This window comes from Flavobacterium sp. T50_26, from assembly GCF_057652995.1.
Genome location: NZ_JBYFCC010000009.1, coordinates 100591 through 123049 on the forward strand (window position 1 = coordinate 100591; position 22459 = coordinate 123049).

Annotated in this window: 15 protein-coding genes and 1 riboswitch; of the genes, 11 read left to right on the plus strand and 4 right to left on the minus strand. The window is 34.6% G+C overall.

The features are described 5' to 3' along the window. Nucleotides 1-18 precede the first annotated feature (18 nt). The 3 genes from AC23MC_RS07150 (at nt 19) to AC23MC_RS07160 (ending at nt 5690) form a co-directional block, all read left to right on the plus strand. A complete protein-coding gene (locus AC23MC_RS07150) occupies nt 19-2499 on the plus strand; it encodes a DUF5686 family protein (RefSeq protein WP_487567716.1) in 2481 nt (826 codons plus the stop codon). A gap of 149 nt (nt 2500-2648) precedes the next feature. After that, entirely contained in the window at nt 2649-3179 is a 531-nt protein-coding gene (locus tag AC23MC_RS07155) for an inorganic diphosphatase (RefSeq protein ID WP_487567717.1), read from the plus strand. 111 nt (nt 3180-3290) lie between these two features. Next, on the plus strand, nt 3291-5690 hold the full coding sequence (locus tag AC23MC_RS07160) for a sodium-translocating pyrophosphatase (protein WP_487567718.1): 2400 nt from the start codon (nt 3291-3293) through the stop codon (nt 5688-5690). A 79-nt stretch (nt 5691-5769) separates the two neighbouring features. On the opposite strand, the gene AC23MC_RS07165 is transcribed toward AC23MC_RS07160, so the two are convergent. After that, a complete protein-coding gene (locus AC23MC_RS07165) occupies nt 5770-6384 on the minus strand; it encodes a deoxynucleoside kinase (RefSeq protein ID WP_248432786.1) in 615 nt (204 codons plus the stop codon). Next, complete coding sequence (locus AC23MC_RS07170; protein WP_487567719.1) at nt 6384-7178, minus strand: hypothetical protein; 795 nt, start codon at nt 7176-7178, stop codon at nt 6384-6386. Before AC23MC_RS07170 ends, AC23MC_RS07165 begins: the two co-directional genes overlap by 1 nt. A 124-nt stretch (nt 7179-7302) precedes the next feature. Between AC23MC_RS07170 and AC23MC_RS07175 the strand changes: the two genes are divergently transcribed. Then, the gene (locus tag AC23MC_RS07175; RefSeq protein WP_487567720.1) at nt 7303-8211 is read left to right on the plus strand and encodes a GLPGLI family protein; all 909 of its coding nucleotides are present in this window, start codon (nt 7303-7305) and stop codon (nt 8209-8211) included. A 34-nt stretch (nt 8212-8245) separates the two neighbouring features. After that, a complete protein-coding gene (locus AC23MC_RS07180; RefSeq protein WP_487567721.1) occupies nt 8246-10969 on the plus strand; it encodes a carboxypeptidase-like regulatory domain-containing protein in 2724 nt (907 codons plus the stop codon). A gap of 58 nt (nt 10970-11027) precedes the next feature. On the opposite strand, the gene metK is transcribed toward AC23MC_RS07180, so the two are convergent. Together metK and AC23MC_RS07190 are read right to left on the minus strand one after the other, a co-directional pair. After that, nucleotides 11028-12278, minus strand: a complete 1251-nt coding sequence (gene metK / locus AC23MC_RS07185) for a methionine adenosyltransferase (protein ID WP_487567722.1) — start codon at nt 12276-12278, stop codon at nt 11028-11030. 265 nt (nt 12279-12543) lie between these two features. Continuing rightward, nucleotides 12544-13473, minus strand: coding sequence for a T9SS type A sorting domain-containing protein (locus AC23MC_RS07190; protein ID WP_487567723.1), 930 nt, complete (start codon nt 13471-13473; stop codon nt 12544-12546). Between the two features lie 821 nt (nt 13474-14294). On the opposite strand from AC23MC_RS07190, the gene AC23MC_RS07195 reads away from it, so the two are divergent. The 6 genes from AC23MC_RS07195 to metH all read left to right on the plus strand — a co-directional run bounded on the left by AC23MC_RS07195 (nt 14295) and on the right by metH (nt 22455). After that, the gene (locus tag AC23MC_RS07195; protein ID WP_487567724.1) at nt 14295-15587 is read left to right on the plus strand and encodes an O-acetylhomoserine aminocarboxypropyltransferase/cysteine synthase family protein; all 1293 of its coding nucleotides are present in this window, start codon (nt 14295-14297) and stop codon (nt 15585-15587) included. Between the two features lies 1 nt (nt 15588). Next, on the plus strand, nt 15589-16047 hold the full coding sequence (locus AC23MC_RS07200; RefSeq protein ID WP_487567725.1) for an OsmC family protein: 459 nt from the start codon (nt 15589-15591) through the stop codon (nt 16045-16047). 103 nt (nt 16048-16150) lie between these two features. Next, the gene (locus tag AC23MC_RS07205) at nt 16151-17143 is read left to right on the plus strand and encodes an alpha/beta fold hydrolase (protein ID WP_487567726.1); all 993 of its coding nucleotides are present in this window, start codon (nt 16151-16153) and stop codon (nt 17141-17143) included. Further along, nucleotides 17130-18230: a homoserine dehydrogenase family protein gene (locus AC23MC_RS07210; protein WP_487567727.1), complete on the plus strand. Its 1101-nt coding sequence runs from the start codon at nt 17130-17132 to the stop codon at nt 18228-18230. The genes AC23MC_RS07205 and AC23MC_RS07210 overlap by 14 nt, the downstream gene beginning before the upstream one ends. Nucleotides 18231-18369: 139 nt before the next feature. Next, nucleotides 18370-18472, plus strand: a riboswitch (SAM riboswitch). 257 nt (nt 18473-18729) lie between these two features. After that, entirely contained in the window at nt 18730-19722 is a 993-nt protein-coding gene (locus tag AC23MC_RS07215) for a homocysteine S-methyltransferase family protein (RefSeq protein ID WP_487567728.1), read from the plus strand. A gap of 54 nt (nt 19723-19776) precedes the next feature. Continuing rightward, entirely contained in the window at nt 19777-22455 is a 2679-nt protein-coding gene (metH, locus tag AC23MC_RS07220) for a methionine synthase (protein WP_487567729.1), read from the plus strand. Nucleotides 22456-22459 lie beyond the last annotated feature (4 nt).

The following is a 22459-nucleotide window of genomic DNA, read 5'->3' on the forward strand; positions in this document are numbered from 1 at the left end:
TTTTTTTTACAAATTGCTATGAAAATTAAAAGCCTATTTATATTATTTTTTCTTTTTTCAGCCTCAATAATGGCTCAAACAAAAGTGAGCGGGATTGTTGTAGATGAAAATAATGAACCTATTCCGTTTGCGAATGTCTATTTCAAAAATTCAACCGAAGGTGTAATTACTAACGAAAATGGCCGATTTTATTTAGAATCTGAAAAAAATCATGCTGTTTTAGTCGTCTCATTTATTGGCTATACCGCTCAAGATGTTAAACTTGAAAAATCGGTTACGTATAATATGAAAGTTACTTTAACCGAAGGCGAAACGCTTCGTGAAGTGGTTCTAGTTTCCGGTAAATTATCTAAAAAAAATAATCCTGCGATTGACATTCTTCGGAAAATTTGGGAAAGAAAACGAAAAAATGGCTTGCGACAATTCAATCAATACCAGTATGACAAATACGAAAAAGTTGAATTTGACTTAAACACCATCGATAGTGCCACCATGAAAAGTCGTGTTTTTAGAGGAATGGAATTTGTCTTTGAACAAATGGACACTTCGGCTATCACAGGAAAAACATATCTGCCAATATTTATAAATGAATCACTTTCAGAAGTTTATGGAGATAATGCTTCCAAAAAGGAAAAGGAAATTCTAAAAGCGAATAAAAATTCAGGTTTCAGTAATAATCAGCAAATTATCGCTTTCGTAAAAGACCTTTATGCCGATTATGATATTTACGATAATTACCTGAAATTTTTTGATAAAGATTTTGTAAGTCCATTGTCCAGAACCGGAATTGATGTTTACAATTATGCTTTAACCGATAGTATGTATATTGATAATAAATGGTGCTACAACATTGTTTATTATCCAAGAAGAAAAGGTGAGTTGACTTTTAAAGGTGATTTTTGGGTGAATGATACCACATTTGCTATCAAAAACATCAACATGGCAGTGACCAAAAGTGCTAACATTAACTGGGTAAAAGAAATTTATATTGAACAAGATTTTGAAGTTGTAAATGATTCGGTGTTCTTACTAAAAAGAGACCACATGATGTCCGATTTCGCTTTCAACAAGAAAGAAGAATCACAAGGAGTTTATGGTAAAAGAACAACGTTATTCAAAAATCATAAATTCAACGAAGAAAAACCAAAAGAATTCTATAAACAAGAAGTCAATTTTATTGATAATGAGGTCTATAGCCGACCGGATGAGTATTGGCAAGAAAACCGATTCGAAAATTTAAGCAAAGATGAATTAGGGGTTTATAAAATGCTTGACACACTAAAAACTGTGAAAAAATTCAAGCAAATGTATGATTTGGTTGCCATTTTAGGAAGCGGTTATATTCAAAAAGGAAATTTTGACATTGGTCCTATTTTTTCAACTTTTGGTTATAATGAAGTGGAAGGTTTTAGATTGCGAGCAGGTGGAAGAACCTACTTTGGTCAAAATGATCCGTGGCGTTTGCAGTTTTATACGGCCTACGGGTTTGATGATAACCAATTCAAATATGGCGTTTCCGGAAAAGTATTATTGAACAAACGAAATAGGCTAATTCTCGAAGGAGGAAATAGGCGTGATATTGAACAAATTGGAGCCAGTTTAACCACAACAAACAACGTGCTTGGCAGAAGCTTTGCCTCAAACGGATTGTTTATGTCCGGAGCCAATGATAATTTAACGAGTATCAATTTAAGCATGGTTTCATTAAATATGGAACCCATAAAAAACCTAACTTTTGAAACCGGATTTTCCTATCGAACCCTCAAGCCGGCTTGGGAAAAATTTAGTTTAGATTATTTTTCACCCGATTCGCCAAGCGGCATTAAAAGTGAAGTAGCTCAATCGGAAGTTTATATGTCGGTTGATTATACTCCAAGAAGAAAAACTGTTGGTTATGGTGTAGAAAGAAGCATAGTTGATAGTCCGTTCACAAGAATATTTCTTAATTACAGTCAAGGTTTAAAAGGTGTTTTTGATAGCGATTTCGATTATCAAAAAGTACAATTATACATCAAGCAACCCATTTTAGTGGGTGGTTTTGGAAGATTAAATGTTATCACAGAAGTGGGCAAAACATTCGGCGAAGTTCCATTAGGATTAATGAGTGTTGTGCCCGGAAATCAATCGTATTTCTTAATCGAAAATACATTTAACAACTTGAATTTCTACGAATTTGTAACCGATGAATATGCAACATTGCAATTAGAGCATCACTTTTTAGGAAGAATTTTATCAAGAATTCCAGGTTTACGACAAATGAATTTAAGAGAAATAATTGGCGTTAAAGCAGTTGTTGGTTCAGTGTCTGATGAAAATAGAGCACTAAATGCTTCCACATTAACTTATTTAGCTCCCGATAAACCGTATTGGGAATATAGTGTTGGAATCGGAAATATTTTCAAAGTCTTCCGAATTGATTGTTCTTGGAGAGGAAATTATAGAAATTTACCTGATGCAAATAATTTCACAATCAAAGGTTCATTTGGGTTTTACTTTTAAATCAAAAATAAATTATTCGTTTTATTTCTTTCTTATCAAACTTTTAGGCTGATTGCTATTAATTTCTTAAAAAGCATTGAGGAAATTCCACTTGTCATTTTAACAACTTACCTTTGCAGTCCTAAATATTTTGAAAAGAAAATAAACTTATGAGTCCAGCAAAACAAAATACTTTTGATGTATTAATTGAAATACCAAAAGGAAGTAGAAATAAATATGAATACGATTTTGAATTAAAAAAAATACGTTACGACAGAATGATTTTCTCATCGATGATGTATCCTGCCGATTACGGATTTATTCCTGAAACATTAGCACTAGATGGAGATCCTTTGGATGTATTGGTTTTAGTAACCGAACCAACTTTCCCAGGTTGTGTGATGGAGGTAAAACCAATCGGTGTTTTCCACATGGCAGACGAAAAAGGACCGGATGAAAAAGTGATTTGTGTGCCGGTTTCCGATCCGGTTTGGAACAAATTAAACGATTTGTCCGATGTAAATCCACATTTATTAAAAGAAATAGAACATTTTTTTCAAGTTTATAAAGATTTGGAAAACAAAAAAGTTGACGTAGAAGGTTGGGGAGATGTGAATGAAGCCAAAGAAATCATCGTAAAATGTGTCGACCGCTTTGCTAATTTGGAAAACAAAGTAGCAGGTTTATTTAGTATTCGTTAAAGAATTTAGTATTTTATTAAAAAAAGCAACATTCAATTTAGAATAGTTGCTTTTTTTTATTCCTATTTTGTTACTTTTGCAACTGTTAAAAAAATTATAAAGTACATTTTTATGGATTCAATTATGATTTACGTGCCAATTGTAATGGCATTAATTGGTTTGGCTTTTATGATGGTCAAAAGAGCTTGGGTTTTAAAACAAGATGCCGGTGATGGAAAGATGAAAGAAATTTCAGATTACATCTACGAAGGTGCCTTGGCCTTTCTTAAAGCCGAATATCGATTGTTGACTTTCTTTGTTATTGGAGCGAGTATCGCTTTAGCAGGAATTTCATATATCGTTCCAACAACACATATATTAATAGTAGTAGCATTTATTTTCGGTGCTGTTTTTTCGGCTTTAGCTGGAAATATGGGGATGAAAATTGCTACAAAAACAAATGTTAGAACAACACAAGCCGCTCGTACGAGTTTGCCACAAGCTTTAAAAGTTTCTTTTGGTGGTGGAACCGTAATGGGATTAGGTGTTGCCGGTTTAGCCGTTTTAGGTCTAACAGGTTTCTTCATTATATTGTTTCATTACTTTATGAATGGAACGTGGACTTCTACAGATGATATGACTATTGTTCTTGAAACATTAGCAGGATTCTCGCTTGGTGCTGAATCAATTGCCTTATTTGCTCGTGTTGGTGGTGGTATTTATACTAAAGCTGCCGACGTTGGTGCCGATTTAGTAGGTAAAGTAGAAGCCGGAATTCCTGAAGATGACCCCCGTAATCCTGCAACAATTGCCGATAACGTTGGTGACAACGTTGGTGACGTTGCCGGAATGGGTGCCGATTTATTCGGTTCGTATGTAGCAACTGTTCTTGCTGCAATGGTTTTAGGAAATTATGTGATCAAAGATATGGGCGGTTCAATTGATGATGCTTTCGGCGGAATCGGTCCAATTTTATTACCAATGACAATTGCCGGTTTTGGAATTTTATTCTCTATCATCGGAACAATGTTGGTGAAAATTAAAGATAATAATGCAAAAGAAAAAGAAGTTCAAGGAGCTTTAAACTTAGGAAACTGGGCTTCAATTGCTTTAACAGCCATTTCATGTTTTGTTTTGGTAAAATATATGTTGCCTGAAACAATGAATATGGAATTCTTTGGTGAAGGTTTAAAAGAAATTTCATCAATGAGAGTATTTTATGCTACCATTGTTGGACTATTTGTTGGAGGTGTTATTTCATCTGTAACAGAATATTACACAGGATTAGGTACAAAACCGGTTTTGGCAATTGTACAAAAATCATCAACCGGAGCAGGAACAAACGTAATTGCTGGTTTAGCAACGGGTATGATTTCTACATTCCCAACGGTTTTAATTTTTGCAGGTGCTATTTGGGCTTCGTATGCTTTAGCTGGTTTCTATGGTGTGGCTTTAGCTGCTTCTGCGATGATGGCTACAACTGCAATGCAATTAGCAATTGATGCTTTCGGACCAATTTCTGATAATGCCGGTGGTATTGCTGAAATGAGTGAATTACCAAAAGAAGTTCGTACGCGTACCGATATTTTAGACTCTGTTGGAAATACAACTGCTGCAACTGGTAAGGGTTTTGCAATTGCTTCTGCAGCGTTAACTTCGTTAGCATTATTTGCTGCTTATGTAACGTTTACAGGAATCGACGGAATCAACATTTTTAAAGCTCCGGTTTTAGCGATGTTGTTTGTGGGTGGAATGATTCCGGTGGTTTTCTCTGCTTTGGCAATGAATTCAGTTGGAAAAGCTGCGATGGATATGGTGTACGAAGTGCGTCGCCAATTCAAAGAAATTCCTGGAATTATGGAAGGAACTGGTAAACCTGAATATGGTAAATGTGTTGAAATTTCTACAAAAGCCGCTTTACGCGAAATGATGTTACCTGGAATTTTGACTATTGGTTTCCCTATTTTAATTGCGGTTTTACCAATGTTGATTGGATATGATAACAAATTAATCGCTGAAATGTTAGGTGGTTATATGGCTGGAGTTACTGTTTCGGGTGTACTTTGGGCTGTGTTCCAAAACAATGCAGGTGGTGCTTGGGATAATGCTAAAAAATCTTTTGAAGCCGGTGTAATGATTAATGGCGAAATGACATATAAAGGTTCTGATGCTCACAAAGCAGCCGTAACCGGAGATACTGTTGGAGATCCATTTAAAGATACTTCAGGTCCATCGATGAACATCTTAATCAAATTAACTTGTTTAATTGGATTGGTTATTGCTCCAATTTTAGGTGGTCATGATGCGGTTACAGTCACAGAAGAAGTGGAAGCTATTGAAGTTGTTGACCCAGTTGTGAAATCTGAAAACAAAGAAATTTCAATTGATAAATCAAAAGCTGCAGATGGTGTTGTAACCGCAAATGTTACTATTAACACTACTGTTGATGGTGAAACAAAAACTTCTACGCAAACTTTTACAGGAACAGATGAAGAAGTTACTGCAAAAATTGAAGAATTTAAAAAGCAATAACGATAATTTTATCTACAAAAAATCCCGCTTCTGTTATGGAAGCGGGATTTTTTTGTACTAATTTCAGAAAAATATACGACTAAAACAATCCATTAATTTCCGCATCAATTCGATTAATAATCATTCCTAAATCTTCAGGATTATCAACAAAATTAATATTATCTACATCAATAATAAGCAGTTTTCCTTTGTCGTAACTTTGAATCCACGCTTCATAACGTTCGTTCAAACGACTCAAATAATCAATTGAAATTGTGTTTTCATATTCTCTTCCTCTTTTGTGAATCTGGCTCACTAAATTAGGAATAGAACTTCTCAAATAAATCAATAAATCCGGAGCTTGAACCATACTTTCCATTAATTCAAACAACGATTTATAATTATTAAAATCTCTGTTTGTCATTAATCCCATTGCGTGAAGATTGGGAGCAAAAATATGTGAATCTTCATAAATCGTTCGATCCTGAATAATTTTCTTTCCGCTTTCTCGAATTTGCAAAACCTGTCTGAATCTGCTATTTAAAAAGTAAATCTGTAAGTTAAACGACCAACGTTCCATCTGATGGTAAAAATCGTCCAAATACGGGTTGTCCACCACATCTTCAAAATGCGGTTCCCATTTAAAATGTTTGGCTAATAATCTGGTTAGGGTGGTTTTTCCGGCTCCAATGTTGCCTGCTACTGCTATGTGCATTATGGTAAATTAATTTGATAAGTTCTAATTTCGCTGTTGGTAAAAATAATCAAAAATTGGTCTTTAATTCGAAATTTTTCAACGATTTTTTCATCTAAATGAATTATTGAACTTTTATTCTCTTTAAAATAGTGATAGAACAATTGATTTCCACTTTGATAAACCATTATTTCATTAGAAATAATTTGTGCCGAATCAAATTGAGGAATTTTTCCTAAAGTTGAAATTTTTCCAAATACATCGCAAAATGATACAATTCCGTCTGAATCAATCCAATAAAAGTGATTGTAATCGGTTTGATAAAATTCAATCGGGTTCTGAAAAGGTTGTGACAAGGACTGAAAAACCTGCTTGTTAAAATCATATAATCCTAACTGCATTTGTAACGAATTGAAAATCCACAATCGGTTTTGAGAAGCTAATCCCACTGCCGAAGCCACAATCGGATTGTTTTGAATTTTAGAAAAGTTAAACGATAACGTTTCATTTAATTGATTATCTAACGTAATAACCGAATTAAAACCTTCATAAAAAAGAATAATTTTTAACGGATTTTGCAAATCAACCCGCTTTATTTTTCCCAACGAAAGATTTTTATATTGAAACAATTCATTTTCTTTTTGCTTGTAAAAAACATTCCCTTTTATGTAATAATAATAGCCAAATGAATCCATATTTACAAATTCTTCTGCCGCAAGCTGTTGCGAGGAAAGTAAAGTTGGTGCAATTTTCTTTTCTTGCGAAAATCCAATCGCAACAAATAATATCCAAAAACAAATATTTATTTTTTTCATATTGGCTAAAGTACAATTAAAACGATAATTTTTTAGTCAGAATACCTTGTTTTTTAACAAAATCTTGGTAACAAAAACACAAATAACTCGTCATATTTGTTCTATCAACATTAAACGTTTTGCGATGAAAACTATTGTAGTTACTTTACTTACTTTTTTTGCGGCTGTAATCAGTGCGTTTGCACAGGATTTTCAAGGAATGGCCGTGTATGAATCGAAAACCAGCACAGCAGATGCTAAGGCTACTTTAGCCGGAAATCGAGAGATTACGCCTGAAATGCAAAAGATGATAGAAGAACGCATGAAAAAAATGTTTGAAAAAACGTTTATTTTAAATTTTGACAGAAACGCATCAATTTATAAAGAAGAAGAAAAGCTAGATGCTCCCGGTCAAGGTGGCGGAATGCGAATGATGAGCAACATGATGGGCGGCGGCGGAACACATTATAAAAATGTGAAAGAAAAAGTGTTTACAGTTGATAAAGAGGTTTTTGGTAAGGAGTTTTTAGTAAAAGATACGCTACCTAAATTAGATTGGAAACTAGAAGGAGAAACCAAACAAATTGGCAATTATTTGTGTTTTAAAGCCACGGCAGTAAGACCGGTTAGTCAATCTGATTTTAGAAATTTCAGAAGAAAAAAAGAGGAAGAAAAAAAGGATGATAAAGAAGTTGTAAAAGAAGAAAAAAAGGAAGAAACCAAAACAACTAATTTCATGGACGGTTGGGAAATGCCATCAGAAGTGCAAATTACAGCTTGGTACACGCCTGATATTCCAATCAATCAAGGTCCGGAAAATTATTGGGGATTACCGGGTTTAATTTTAGAAGTTACAGATGGAAAAACGGTTATACTTTGTTCTAAAATTGTAATGAATACGAAAGATAAGAAAGAAATAAAAGCCCCTAAAAAAGGTAAAGAAGTCACACAAGCTGAATATGATAAAATTGTCATGGAAAAAATGGCTGAAATGAGAGAAATGAACCAAGGTCAAGGTGGAAGAGGTGGAACACAGTTTAGAATTGGCGGATAGTTTGATGATTTAATTTTAGGCATATTTCAACATGATGAAAAAATATTTAGTAGCTCTTTGCTTATTGGCTTCGATGTTCTCTTTTGCACAATCAGTCAGAATGGAAGGTTTTGTGCAAGATTCTTTGCAAAAACCACTTGAAATGGCCAATGTAATGGCTGTGAATCAAGTCACAAAAGCAATGGATTCGTATGCAATTACGAATGATAAAGGGAAATTTCAATTAAGTTTAAAGTCAAATTCAACATATAAAATCAAAGTAAGTTACATTGGTTATCAGCCTTTGGATATTTCGGTTGAAACGAAAGAAGATGATATTCAAAAAATATTAATTCTTAAAGAAGGAGGTTTTGATTTAGAAGGTGTAGAAATTGTACAGGAAATGCCTGTTTCTATTAGTGGCGATACTATAATTTATAACGCAGATTCTTTTAAAACAGGAACCGAAAGAAAACTAGAAGATGTGCTCAAAAGACTACCCGGAGTAGATGTAAATGCCGATGGTGAAATTGAAGTAGAGGGAAAAAAAGTAAGTCAGTTACTCGTTGATGGGAAAAAGTTTTTTGAAGGCGATACCAAATTGGGAGCCAAAAATATTCCGTCTGATGCGGTGGATAAAGTGCAAGTGTTGCGAAATTACACTGAAGTGAGTCAGCTTCGTGGATTAGAGAATAACAACGATGATATTGCAATCAATATAAAACTCAAAAAAGGAAAAAATAAATTTTGGTTCGGAGATATTGCTGCCGGAATAGGTCCGGATGAGCGATATATTATCAATCCAAAATTATTTTACTACAGTCCGAATACGAGTATAAACGTACTTTCAAATTTTAATAATATTGGTGATGTTCCTTTTTCACTACGTGATTATTTTAGGTTAACCGGCGGTTCCAGAAATACCATTAGCCGAAGTGGAACCAATTTTAATGTTTCCTCTAACGATTTAGGAATTTCAACACAGCGAAATAATCGTGCAGCTGAAATTGATACAAAATTTGGAGCAGCAAACGTAACTCAGCAAATTACTAAAACATGGAATGTAAGTGGTTTTGCTGTTTTCACATCCGATAAAACGCAAACTAATACTCAATCGCGTTATGAATATTTTTTGCCCAACTCTACAGAAGTCGCAACGCGGGAAACTAGAAATGATGTTTCTAATTTAACTAATAATTTGTCTATTATAAAATTGGGTTCAAAATTTAAACCCAATACAAATTTTCAGTTTGACTACGATGTTTCCTTAAAAAGGTCTAATCAAGAAGAAGCTAATTTGGTAGAAACTAATGAAAATTCATTTGATGGAAGTCAGAGTTTCAACAGTATAAATTCATTCAAAAAGCAAGATCCACTTACACTTAACCAAAGCTTGAATATGTTTTGGACTCAAGATGAAAAAAATACGTGGGCTTTAGAAATGCAGCATTTGTATCAAGATGAAGATCCGCTCTATAATCCAAATTTGTTAAATGAACCTTTTGAAGAATTAGGACTTTTTGATGTAAATCAGAGCAGCTTCAATATTAATCAAACTCGATTTGTTAAGACCAATAAATTAGATGCAAAAATTGATTATTACTATTCGCTTACAGCAAAAAGCAATATTAATATTACTTTAGGCAACACAAATTCATACCAAAGTTATAATTCCGGAATTTTTCAATCATTGGATAACGGAACTAATTTAGTTTTGGATTCAGACGATTATAAAAATGACGTTCGGTATAGTTTTAATGATGCTTATCTAGGAGTTCATTACAAATTTATTACGGGTAAATTTACATTTAATCCTGGTGTGAGTTTTCATCGATATAACACATTTAATGATCAGTTAAATTCTAGAGTGAGAGATGATTTTTCAAGAATTCTTCCGGATGTTTTTGCTCAGTATCAGATAAAAAAATCAGAATCGTTGACATACAATTATAGAATGAATAATGTTTTTAGCGATGTAAATTCTTTTGTGCAAGGGTTAACATTTAGCAATTTCAACTCATTTAATAGAGGTAATCGTTTGTTGGAAAACGCTTTACAACAAACTCATTCGCTAAGGTATTTTAAATATAATCTATTTAATTACACAACTATTTTTGGTAATTTAAATTATACCAGAACTTCTGATCCTGTTGTAAACAGAGCTTTTTTCAACGGAATTTATCAATTAAGCGAAAGAGCCAATTTAGATGTTGAAAATGAAAGTATCAACGGAACAATTGGTTATCAACGCACGTTTGCAAAATTTTATAAGGCAAATATTGGAATGAATTTAAACTGGTCAAAATTTAATACACTTCGTGTGATTGATATTAATGACTTTCAAACTGAATTTATTCAAACAACAGAATCGTTTTCACAAACGTATCGAGCTTCACTTGGAACACAATTTAAAACGTGGCCAAATATTGAAATTGGATACACTATTTTGTTGAACGATTATGAGAACACAACTTTTAAAACCCAACAACCGTTTGCTCGTTTAGATTATTTCTTTTTGGATGGATTTTCATTCAATGCAGAATACGATTATTATAATTATTCAAATTCAAGCGGAACTATTTCCAACGAATATGATTTTTTAAATACAAGTTTGAGTTATCGTAAAAAAGATGCTAAAATGGAATATCGGGTAGGTGTAACCAATTTATTAGACACTAAATCATTAAACGATGATAGTTTTAATCAATCATTCTACTCAACTTCGCAGTATATTGTTCAACCGAGATATTTAATCTTTAGTTTGAAATATAACTTATAAAAAAGCAAAAACCCTGACTTAAAAGAAAGTCAGGGTTTTTTATGGTTGAGTTAGTTTTTTATAATCCAAAGGCTTTTTTCACCGGCTCAATAAAATCTAATTTTTCCCAAGTAAACAATTCTACTTCAACAGTTTTTGATAAACCACCTGGTGCATTAAATGTTTTGGTAACAGTTTCGGGAGTTCTTCCCATGTGACCATAAGCAGCAGTTTCACTGTAAATTGGATTTCTTAATTTTAAACGTTGCTCTATAAAATAGGGACGCATATCAAAAATGCTTTCTACAATTTTACTGATTTCGCCGTCTTTCAAATTTACTTTTGAAGTTCCATATGTATTCACATTAATTGAAGTTGGTTCAGCAACTCCAATTGCATAGGAAACTTGTACTAAAATTTCATCTGCAACACCCGCTGCGACCAAATTTTTAGCAATATGACGAGTTGCATAAGCAGCACTTCTATCCACTTTTGATGGGTCTTTTCCTGAAAAAGCACCACCTCCGTGAGCTCCTTTTCCACCATAAGTATCTACAATGATTTTTCTTCCGGTTAAACCGGTATCTCCGTGAGGACCACCGATTACAAATTTCCCGGTAGGGTTGATATGGTATTTAATTTTGTCATTAAATAAATGAGCATATTGAGGATTTTTTGCAATAACCCTTGGAATCAAAATGTCAATTATATCTTTCTTGATTTTTGCCAACATCGTTGGTTCATCTGCAAAGTCATCGTGTTGCGTAGAAACTACAATGGCATCAATTCGAACCGGTTTGTTGTCATCAGAATATTCTAAAGTAACTTGCGATTTCGCATCAGGACGTAAATAGGTAATTTCATTGTTTTCTCTACGTAAATCAGCTAAATCTTGCAATAATTGATGTGATAATTTCAATGCCAACGGCATATATTCTGCGGTTTCATTTGTAGCATAACCAAACATCATCCCTTGGTCACCCGCACCTTGTTCTTCTTTACTGGCTCTGTCTACACCTTGATTAATATCGGCAGATTGTTCGTGAATAGCAGATAAAACACCGCAGGAATTGGCTTCAAACATGTATTCACTTTTGGTGTAACCAATTTTTTTAATTACTTCTCTGGCAATGGTTTGAACATCTAAATAAGTATTTGATTTTACTTCACCGGCAAGAATTACTTGACCTGTTGTAACCAAAGTTTCACACGCCACTTTTGATTCAGGGTCAAATGCCAAAAAATTATCGATTAAAGCATCACTAATTTGATCTGCTACTTTGTCCGGATGTCCTTCACTTACAGACTCTGACGTAAATAAATAAGCCATAAATATAATTTAAATTTTACTGAATTTTTTCAGAATTAATACTATAAAATAGCGGAAAAAGTAGATTGCAATGGAATAACTAAAGAAGAATTCTGCTTTAGCATTTTTTTACGAGGTTGCAATCAGTACAAATTTTTCCTCCACAAATTCGCAGCAAAAATACACAAAAATAAAACACCATTTGAAATCATTTTTTTTTTAACACTCTTTTCAAACAAAAAGCCACTTAGAAATCTAAGTGGCTTTATATTATTTATTGTTAAATTTATTTTGTAACAAATTTTACTGTTGTAGTTTGACCATTAGATATTTCTATTTTAGAAACATAGACACCTGATGATAGATTGTTTAAATTAACAATGCCAGAAGTAGAATTCATTTTATGTGAAGCTACTAATTGTCCAATGTTATTGTAAATAGTAATGTTACTTACTTCAAATTCGGAAACAAAGTTTAAACCATTAGCATCTACAAAGTGTTTGAATGAATTAAGATTAAAATCATCTGTAGACATTGTTTCGTCATTAATCTTGATGTTGTCTATAAAAGCAGTTCCACCATAGTTATCATGAACAATTCTTAAACCTGTAAAATTTTCAACTTCTGTTATAACATTGTAAGAAGATAAAAGTACTCCATTAATAGAATAGGATACTTGATTTCCAGAAAATTCCATTTTTACATTGAACCATTCTCCTTCAGTCCAAGTAGGTCCAAGATTTACGAATGATGTACCATTAACTCCTGCAATATTCCCATTGAATCTAACCTGAGTAATTGCAGAATTGAATATTTCACCCATATCATCAGGTCCAGTAAGTGCGAAACGATAATCATTGCCATCTAAATTGAAACCATCTGTAATTTTAAAATCAAAAGATACAACTGCACCTTCACGTGCAACTGGACTTGAAAAATTATAAAAACCACCAATTACTGGGTTTTGTTGAGAAGGGAAAGCATCTTCCGTTACCAATTTAAATGAGTTAGTGCCTTGAGATGCTTCTTCTGAAGAAATCTCTTGGTTTTCTATAAACGTAGTTCCCTCAGCGTTAGTTGCTGTAGTGACCCAACCATTTTGTGTATTGATGTTTCCCAGTGTGAAGCCTTCTGAATTTTCAAAAGAAATTGTTTGTTGAGCAAAACTAAAATTAAGAGCGAATGCAAATGCTAGTGATAGTAATGTTTTTTTCATATTTAAATAATTTATAATTTTGGATAAATTTATTAAAAAAAAAGATGTCCAGCACTCGTAATTTGTTAAAATTTTATACAAATTAATTAAAGTCAAATTTTTCGGTTGGATTAGTTGATTTTTTCTTTCTTTTTTCGAATTATTTTAAGATTGTTAAATAATAATCAATTTATTTTTTAATGTTAGTTAATACTTTTGATTAAATGTAGTTGTCGTTATATTAATATTGACAATGCTTGTGCTTGACACAAAATCAAATAACAATAATTCTTATATTTCAATCTGAAAATCCGGACTTAGTTCCGGATTTTTTTTAATTTATTTTTCCGTATCATTTCAAAAATTTAGAATATAAATCTATTAAATTGTTTTAATATAACAAAATTTAGAAAAATAATCTAAAATATTTTTTTATTTAGAAAATATTTCTACATTTGCCAAATCAAAATCTGAATAATGAAATTTACAATTTGCAATATGTGTTGTCGTATGATGTGGAAATCACCGCAGAGAACACCTATTGCATAATTTTAATTTTTTAAAATATATACAATTGAACCTCTGCCCAAAAGCAGAGGTTTTTTTATATAAATATCTCAGCAACTCAGAATCTCAGTAACTAAAAAAAAATGAAAACAACAAAAAAAATAACAATGGACCGTATGATGATGCACATCTGTTGCATCACAAACCCTCATTGCCAAAAGCGAAAGACATAATCTAGTTATACACTTGTTTTAAAGTCCTTTTGGTAAGCCATCCAAAAGGACTTTTTTTTTATCCAAAAATCTAAAAATCAAATAATCTTAATACTAAAAATCATGAGCACACAAAAATTCGCAACCAACGCATTACACGCAGGACACGACGTAACCAAAAACGGTGGAACTAGAGCTGTCCCAATTTATCAAACAACTTCGTATGTTTTCAACAACTCGCAACACGCAGCCAATCTTTTTGGTTTAGCCGAAGCCGGTTTTATCTACACACGTCTAAACAACCCAACCAACGACATTCTTGAGCAACGTTTAGCTGCACTAGAAGGCGGAATCGGAGCCGTTGTCACCGCATCAGGAACTGCCGCAATTGCCACAACATTCTTAACGTTATTAAAAGCTGGCGATCACATAGTCGCTTCCAACAGTTTGTATGGTGGAACCTATAATCTATTGAGTGTAACCTTACCAAGATTAGGCATCACCACCTCATTTGTAGATCCATCAAATCCCGAAAATTTCACCAAAGCTTCGCAAGAAAATACCAGAGCTTACTTTGTTGAAAGTCTTGGTAATCCAAAATTAGACGTTCTCGATTTAAAAGCCATTTCAAAAGAAGCAAAAGCGTTCAAAGTGCCTTTTATTGTTGACAATACCGTGGCAACTCCTTATTTATTAAACCCAATTCAGCACGGAGCAGACATTGTTATTCATTCCTTAACAAAATACATCACTGGTAATGGAACTTCTTTGGGCGGAGTTATCATCGATGCCGGAAATTTCGATTGGAGCAACGGAAAATTCCCCGAATTTACAGAACCTTCAGCAGGTTATCACGGATTAAAATACTACGAGGTTTTAGGAGCAGCATCGTTTATCGCTAAAGTTCGTATTGAAGGTCTTCGTGATTTTGGTGCTGCTTTGAGTCCGTTCAACGCATTTCAAACCATTCAAGGATTGGAAACTCTGGAAATACGAATTAAAAAACACAGCGAAAATGCATTTGCTTTAGCCCAATGGTTGCAAAGCCAAGAACAAGTGGCTTGGGTAAATTATCCCGGTTTGGAAACTTCAAAATACAAAACCTTAGCCGATGAATATTTACCTGAAGGAAAAAGCGGCATCGTAACATTCGGACTCAAAGGCGGTTTTGAAGCTGCCAAAAAAGTAGCCGATGAAACCAAATTATTTTCGCTTTTAGCGAATATCGGAGATACAAAATCATTGATTATTCATCCGGCAAGCACTACGCATCAGCAATTATCGGATGCCGATCAAGAAGCAACTGGCGTGACTAAAGATTTAATTCGTCTTTCTGTTGGTCTAGAAGACATCGAAGATTTAAAAGCCGATTTAAAAGCGGTATTTCAAACCATAAAAACTCCTCAATTAACTTAACATGAATCATAAAATAGTAAACGTTTTAGGATATGCCAAAGCCAATAATCAATTTGTTGTAAAAGCACAAAATTTTGATGTGCGAATCAGTAAAAATGAAAATTTTCCCGAATTAGAAGGGCCAAGTCCGCTTGAATATTTGCTCGCCGGTTATGCCGGTTGCATTAATGCGGTTGGAAAATTAGTAGCTAAAGAACAAGGAATAACCTTAAAATCACTTCAAGTTGAAGTTTCCGGAACCCTAAGTTTAGACAAATACCAGGGAAAAATTAGCTATGAAAGAGCCGGATTCAAATCAATTCAAGTGGTGGTTAAACCTACTTCAAATGCTAGTTTAGAAGAATTAAAAAATTGGATTGAAGCCGTTGAAAACCGCTGTCCCATTCAAGATAATCTGATTAATCCCACTCCGGTTGAGCTGACTTTGTTAAAAGAATTCTCAGCCACAGAAGCAGCATAATACAACTTTTATGTTTGTATAGGTTTTGTTTGTTTGTTTAAAGCTGTCTTTTTTCCACGTTTGAAAAAAGACAGTTTTTAAAAAAAAGCCAAAAAAGATTACTATGAAAAACTTAAAAAAAATAGATTTATTTAATTTCAATTTAGAAATTAGAAAAGTCAGACCCTATATCCCGCTCTATTATGAAACGTTCGGACAAACCGTCGGTTCTGCTCCGGTAGTTTTGGTCAATCACGCCTTAACCGGAAACTCAACAATTACGGGGGAAAACGGTTGGTGGAACGATTTAATCGGTGAAAATAAAACCATTAATACAAATGATTTCACCATCATCGCTTTCAATATTCCCGGAAACGGCTGTGACAATGTTTTCGGAAATCTAATTTCAGATTACAAAGATTTTACCATTCGTGATATCGCAAGAATTTTTTGGGAAGGATTGTTTCATCTTAATATCGATAAACTTTTCACCGTCATCGGCGGAAGTTTAGGCGGAGCAATCGCTTGGGAAATGGCTGCACAACATCCTACCAAAATTAAAAACCTAATTCCAATTGCAACCGATTGGAAAGCGACTGATTGGGTGATTGCCAACGTACTCATTCAAGACCAAATTCTTAATAATTCAGATGATCCAATTGCCGATGCTCGTTTGCACGCAATGTTACTTTACCGAACTCCGGAATCTATAAATCATCGTTTTCAACGCAAACAAAACAACGTTTTTGAAGTTGAAAATTGGTTAACAAATCACGGTTCCAAACTAAAAAATCGCTTTCGATTATCATCCTATAAATTAATGAATCATCTGCTAAAAACGAATGATATTACCAAAAACAGAAAAGATTTTGTAACAGTCGCAAGTCAAATTCAAGCCAATATCCACATCGTTTCTGTCGATACTGATTATTTTTTCATCGCCGAAGAAAATCGTGAAACCTATCAAAACTTAAAAAAAATAAAAGAAAATGTATTCTATCACGAAATTCAATCCATTCACGGTCACGATGCTTTCTTAATCGAATTCAATCAATTAGCCACTTTTTTATCACCCATTTTCAATACTCAAAACACTCAAAAATATGTCAACGCTTAGAATAAATGTCATCCTCTTCGGAATCGGAAACGTAGGAAGCACGCTCATCAATCAAGTTTTGGAAAGTCAGCAATTTTTTCTCGAAAAAAGAAATATCGATTTGCGATTTCCAATCATAACCAATTCAACCGTAGCATTCTTCGAAAAAGACGGCATTAAAAACCAATGGGAAAGCAATTTTCAATCCACCGCTTTTCCTTATTCCATCGAAGATATCGTCGATTATGTTCAAACCAATAACCTTGAAAATCTCATCGCCGTCGATGCCACTGCCAGCGAAGAGTTGATTAAATTTTACGTTCCGCTCATTCAAAACGGATTCAGCATCGTAGCCGCTAATAAAAAAGCGAATACATTGCACAATGATTTTTACAAAGAATTACGCCGAAATCTTCAAAAATTCGATCAAACTTTTCTTTACGAAACCAATGTCGGTGCCGGCTTACCCGTCGTTCAAACTATCAACGAATTATACCTTTCCGGCGAAAAAATCACTAAAATCAGAGGCGTTTTTTCAGGTTCGTTAAGCTATATTTTCAACCGATTTGGAAACGAAAACACCGCTTTTTCATCCATTTTAAAAGAAGCCGAAAAATCCGGTTACACCGAACCCAATTCCAGAGAAGATCTTTCCGGTAACGATGTCGCCAGAAAATTACTCATCTTAGCCAGAGAAATCGGCATTCAAAAAGAATTTTCAGACGTGCAAATTTCATCCCTTTTATTGCCCGATTTAAACGAAGAAAACACCAAGGCCGAATATTCTTCCAACAAACAATTGCTCGATAAACCGTACGAAATAGCCAAAATCACCCAATCCGAAAACCACGTACTTCGTTACGTTGGCGAACTCGATGTAACTAACCAAAAACTCGAAGTCAAACTCATTTCAACACCAATAAATTCAGCACTCGGACAACTCAAAGGAGCCGATAATCTCATCGAAATTTACACAAAATCCTATGGCGAAATCCCAATCGTCATTCAAGGTGCCGGTGCCGGAAAACAAGTAACTGCCAGAGGAGTTTTAAACGATATTCTCAAAATTGCCGAAAAAATCAAGTTAAAAGAATCAGTTTTTAATTAATTTTAACCAATTAATTAATTGCCATAATCATTATTTATAGAATATTTTTCTGTCAAACAACAAATTTTAATAAAAAACAGAAAAATATTCTATAATCCCAAATTACTCATTATATTTGCCCCGTTCATACACATACTGATCGTTATCACGAAAGCCGGAGGGACTAGACCCTGTGAAAGCTTAGCAACCCTGCAACTGTAGAAGGTGCTACATTCTATTCGCCACGGCGAAAAAGATAACCCGTTTATTTCCTCTATTTCCTGATAATTTTTTTAGTTAGAAGCTAATCCCGCTATTCGTTACAAGCTTTTTTGTCTTGTTGCTTTTTTCTAAGTCAAAAAAGGAGCTTCCTTTGGTCGCTCTTTTTTGCCAAGAAAAAATGCAACAATCCTGCAAAAGGCTTTCCACTTCTATCGGGGCTAGGCGTCAGTGCAACAAACAATATTGGCGAACTTTGCGAAAACCCTTTGCGAACTTTGTGGTTAAATAAAAAATTAAAATGTCAAAAATAGAAAAAGCCATACAAGAAAGAATCCTCGTCCTCGATGGAGCGATGGGAACAATGCTACAACGAAACAACTTCTCCGAAGAAGATTTTCGCGGAGACCGTTTCAAAGATTTCCCACATCCGCTCAAAGGAAACAACGATTTACTTTCCATCACCCAACCCGAAGCCGTAAAAGCCGTTCACCGAGCCTATTTTGAAGCCGGTGCCGACATCGTAGAAACCAACACTTTTTCCGGAACCACCATCGGAATGGCCGATTATCATCTGGAAGAGTTGGTTTACGAACTCAACTATCAATCCGCCAAAATTGCCCGGGAAGTTGCCGATGAATTCACCGATAAACCTCGTTTTGTAGCCGGTTCCATCGGACCAACTAACCGAACCGCATCAATGAGTCCCGACGTAAACGACCCCGGATTTCGTGCCGTAACTTTCGACGATTTACGCATCGCCTACAAACAACAAGTCGAAGCGTTGATTGACGGTGGTAGTGATGTTTTATTAGTAGAAACCATTTTCGACACACTCAACGCAAAAGCTGCTCTTTTCGCCATCGAAGAAGTAAAAGAAGAACGTAACCTCGATATTCCGGTTATGGTTTCAGGAACAATTACTGATGCTTCAGGACGAACCCTCTCCGGTCAAACTGTAGAAGCATTTTTAATTTCCATTTCGCACATACCATTATTAAGCATCGGATTCAATTGTGCATTAGGAGCAGACCAATTAAAACCATATTTAAAACGATTAGCTCACAACACCCAACTCAATATTTCCGCTCATCCCAATGCCGGATTGCCAAACGCATTCGGTCAATATGACCAAACACCGGAAGAAATGCAAGCGTTAATCCGTGAGTATTTGCAAGACAATTTAATCAACATAATTGGTGGTTGTTGCGGCACAACTCCGGAACACATCAAATTAATCGCCGAAGTAGCATCGGAATATAAACCTAGAACTTTAAACCTTGAATTACACTAATTTTCGCCAAATGAATTCGTGAAATTTGTGCAATTCGTGGCAAAAAAAAATAAAATGGCAGAAGCTGATTGTAAAAAATATTTAAAATTATCCGGTCTCGAACCGCTCATCATAACTCCTGAAACGAATTTCGTAAACGTCGGCGAACGTACAAACGTTACCGGTTCACGAAAATTCCTTCGTTTAATCAAAGAAGAAAAATACGAAGAAGCACTCGATATTGCTCGAAATCAAGTAGAAGGTGGAGCCCAAATCATCGACGTCAATATGGACGAAGGAATGTTGGAAGGAGTTTATGCGATGACCAAATTCCTAAATTTAATCGCCGCTGAACCCGATATTGCTCGAGTTCCTGTGATGATTGACAGTTCCAAATGGGAAATCATCGAAGCAGGATTAAAAGTCATTCAAGGAAAAGGAGTTGTCAATTCCATTTCGTTAAAAGAAGGAGAAGAAACGTTCCTCCATCACGCCAAATTAATCAAACGATACGGTGCTGCCGTCATCGTGATGGCTTTTGATGAAAATGGTCAAGCCGATAATTACGAAAGACGTATCGAAATTTGCAAAAGAAGTTATGATATTCTTGTCGAAAAAGTAGGTTTTCCTGCGGAGGACATCATTTTCGACCCAAATATTTTCCCCGTAGCTACCGGAATGGAGGAACATAAATTAAATGCATTGGATTTTTTCAGAGCAACAAAATGGATTCGTGAAAATCTACCACACGCTAATATTTCAGGCGGAGTGAGTAATGTTTCTTTTTCTTTCCGTGGAAATGATAAAGTACGTGAAGCGATGCATTCTGCTTTCCTATATCACGCCATTCAAAACGGAATGACGATGGGAATTGTGAATCCTGAAATGCTCGAAATTTATGATGAAATTGATAAAAAACTATTAGAACACGTTGAAGACGTTTTATTAAACAGAAGAGAAGATGCCACAGAACGACTTTTGGAATTAGCTGAGAGTTACAAAGGAGATTTTAAAGTCAATGAAAAAGCGATTCAAGAATGGCGAAATGGCTCTGTTCAAGAAAGATTAACCCATTCATTGGTGAAAGGAATTGATGAATTCATCGAAATTGATGTTGAAGAAGCCAGACTAAATTCCACAAAAGCCATCGAAGTCATCGAAATCAATTTAATGGCCGGAATGAATGTCGTTGGTGATTTATTTGGTAGCGGAAAAATGTTTTTACCACAAGTAGTTAAGTCTGCTCGAGTAATGAAAAAAGCTGTGGCTTATTTACTTCCATTTATTGAAGAAGAGAAAGATTCAACTGCTTCGTCTTCAGCCGGAAAAGTGTTGATGGCAACGGTAAAAGGCGACGTGCACGACATTGGTAAAAATATTGTTGCTGTAGTTTTAGCTTGCAACAATTTTGAAATCATCGATTTAGGCGTAATGGTTCCGCCGGAAAAAATCATTGAAGCAGCTATTCGTGAAAAAGTTGATATCATTGGTTTAAGCGGATTAATCACACCATCGTTGGATGAAATGGTTTATTTGGCGAAAGAAATGGATAAGTTGAACATCAAAATTCCAATTATGATTGGCGGTGCTACGACTTCTCGTGCTCATACTGCCGTGAAAATTGCACCCGAATATAAGGAAACCGTTGTTCACGTCAATGATGCTTCGCGAGCGGTTACTGTCGCTACAAATTTATTGCAAGCGGAAACAAAAACAGCCTACGCCAAAACGGTTCGAGAAGATTATGATCATCTTCGGGAAGGTTATTTAAATAGGAGTAGAGAAAAGAATTTCTTATCAATTACTGAAGCCAGAAAAAATAAATTACAACTCGATTGGAAAAATTACAATCCAACAACACCCAATTTTATCGGAACAAAAACAGTAGAAGTTGAATTATCCGAATTAGTTAATTTCATTGATTGGACACCGTTTTTTCAATCTTGGGAATTATTCGGAAAATATCCAGCCATTTTAACCGATGAAATTGTAGGTCAACAAGCTTCTGATTTATTTGAAGATGCACAAAAAATGTTGCAAAAAATTGTTAGCGAAAAATGGCTTACTGCAAAAGGAATTCTTGGAATTTTTCCAGCGAATCAAATCAATTATGATGATATTGAAGTAATTCGAAACCCGCAACCCGCAACTTTCCTAACTTTAAGACAACAATCCCAAAAAACAGTCGGAGCACCAAACATCGCTTTAGCCGATTACATCGCTCCAAAAGAAAGCGGAATTCAAGATTACATCGGCTGTTTTTGTGTCACAACCGGCTTTGGTGTGGATGAAAAGGCATCGGAATTTGAAAAACAATTGGATGATTATAATTCCATTTTAGTAAAAGCGTTAGGCGATCGATTGGCGGAAGCTTTTGCAGAATATTTACACCTAAAAGTGCGAAAAGAAATTTGGGGTTATGCTTCCGAGGAAAAATTATCAAATGAGGATTTAATCAAAGAAAATTACACCGGAATTCGTCCGGCTCCCGGGTATCCTGCTTGTCCGGATCATTTAGAAAAACCTACAATCTGGAAATTATTAAATGTAGAAGAAAAAATAGGTGTAAAATTGACCGAAAGTATGGCAATGTGGCCAGCCTCATCGGTCTCAGGTTATTATTTTGCTCATCCGGAAAGTAAGTATTTCGGCTTAGGAAAAATTAAAAAAGATCAAGTAGAAGATTACGCAAAACGAAGAAATATTAGTGTAGAAACTGCGATAAAATGGCTTTCGCCGAATATTGCAGATTAAAAAC

Coding starts and splice junctions, on each gene's coding strand:
- AC23MC_RS07200 (WP_487567725.1), top strand. CDS start 15,589: ATGAATCATAAAATAGTAAACGTTTTAGGATATGCCAAAGCCAATAAT.
- AC23MC_RS07160 (WP_487567718.1), top strand. CDS start 3,291: ATGGATTCAATTATGATTTACGTGCCAATTGTAATGGCATTAATTGGT.
- AC23MC_RS07165 (WP_248432786.1), bottom strand. CDS start 6,384: ATGCACATAGCAGTAGCAGGCAACATTGGAGCCGGAAAAACCACCCTA.
- AC23MC_RS07205 (WP_487567726.1), top strand. CDS start 16,151: ATGAAAAACTTAAAAAAAATAGATTTATTTAATTTCAATTTAGAAATT.
- AC23MC_RS07150 (WP_487567716.1), top strand. CDS start 19: ATGAAAATTAAAAGCCTATTTATATTATTTTTTCTTTTTTCAGCCTCA.
- AC23MC_RS07155 (WP_487567717.1), top strand. CDS start 2,649: ATGAGTCCAGCAAAACAAAATACTTTTGATGTATTAATTGAAATACCA.
- AC23MC_RS07175 (WP_487567720.1), top strand. CDS start 7,303: ATGAAAACTATTGTAGTTACTTTACTTACTTTTTTTGCGGCTGTAATC.
- AC23MC_RS07215 (WP_487567728.1), top strand. CDS start 18,730: ATGTCAAAAATAGAAAAAGCCATACAAGAAAGAATCCTCGTCCTCGAT.
- metH (WP_487567729.1), top strand. CDS start 19,777: ATGGCAGAAGCTGATTGTAAAAAATATTTAAAATTATCCGGTCTCGAA.
- AC23MC_RS07170 (WP_487567719.1), bottom strand. CDS start 7,178: ATGAAAAAAATAAATATTTGTTTTTGGATATTATTTGTTGCGATTGGA.
- metK (WP_487567722.1), bottom strand. CDS start 12,278: ATGGCTTATTTATTTACGTCAGAGTCTGTAAGTGAAGGACATCCGGAC.
- AC23MC_RS07190 (WP_487567723.1), bottom strand. CDS start 13,473: ATGAAAAAAACATTACTATCACTAGCATTTGCATTCGCTCTTAATTTT.
- AC23MC_RS07180 (WP_487567721.1), top strand. CDS start 8,246: ATGAAAAAATATTTAGTAGCTCTTTGCTTATTGGCTTCGATGTTCTCT.
- AC23MC_RS07195 (WP_487567724.1), top strand. CDS start 14,295: ATGAGCACACAAAAATTCGCAACCAACGCATTACACGCAGGACACGAC.
- AC23MC_RS07210 (WP_487567727.1), top strand. CDS start 17,130: ATGTCAACGCTTAGAATAAATGTCATCCTCTTCGGAATCGGAAACGTA.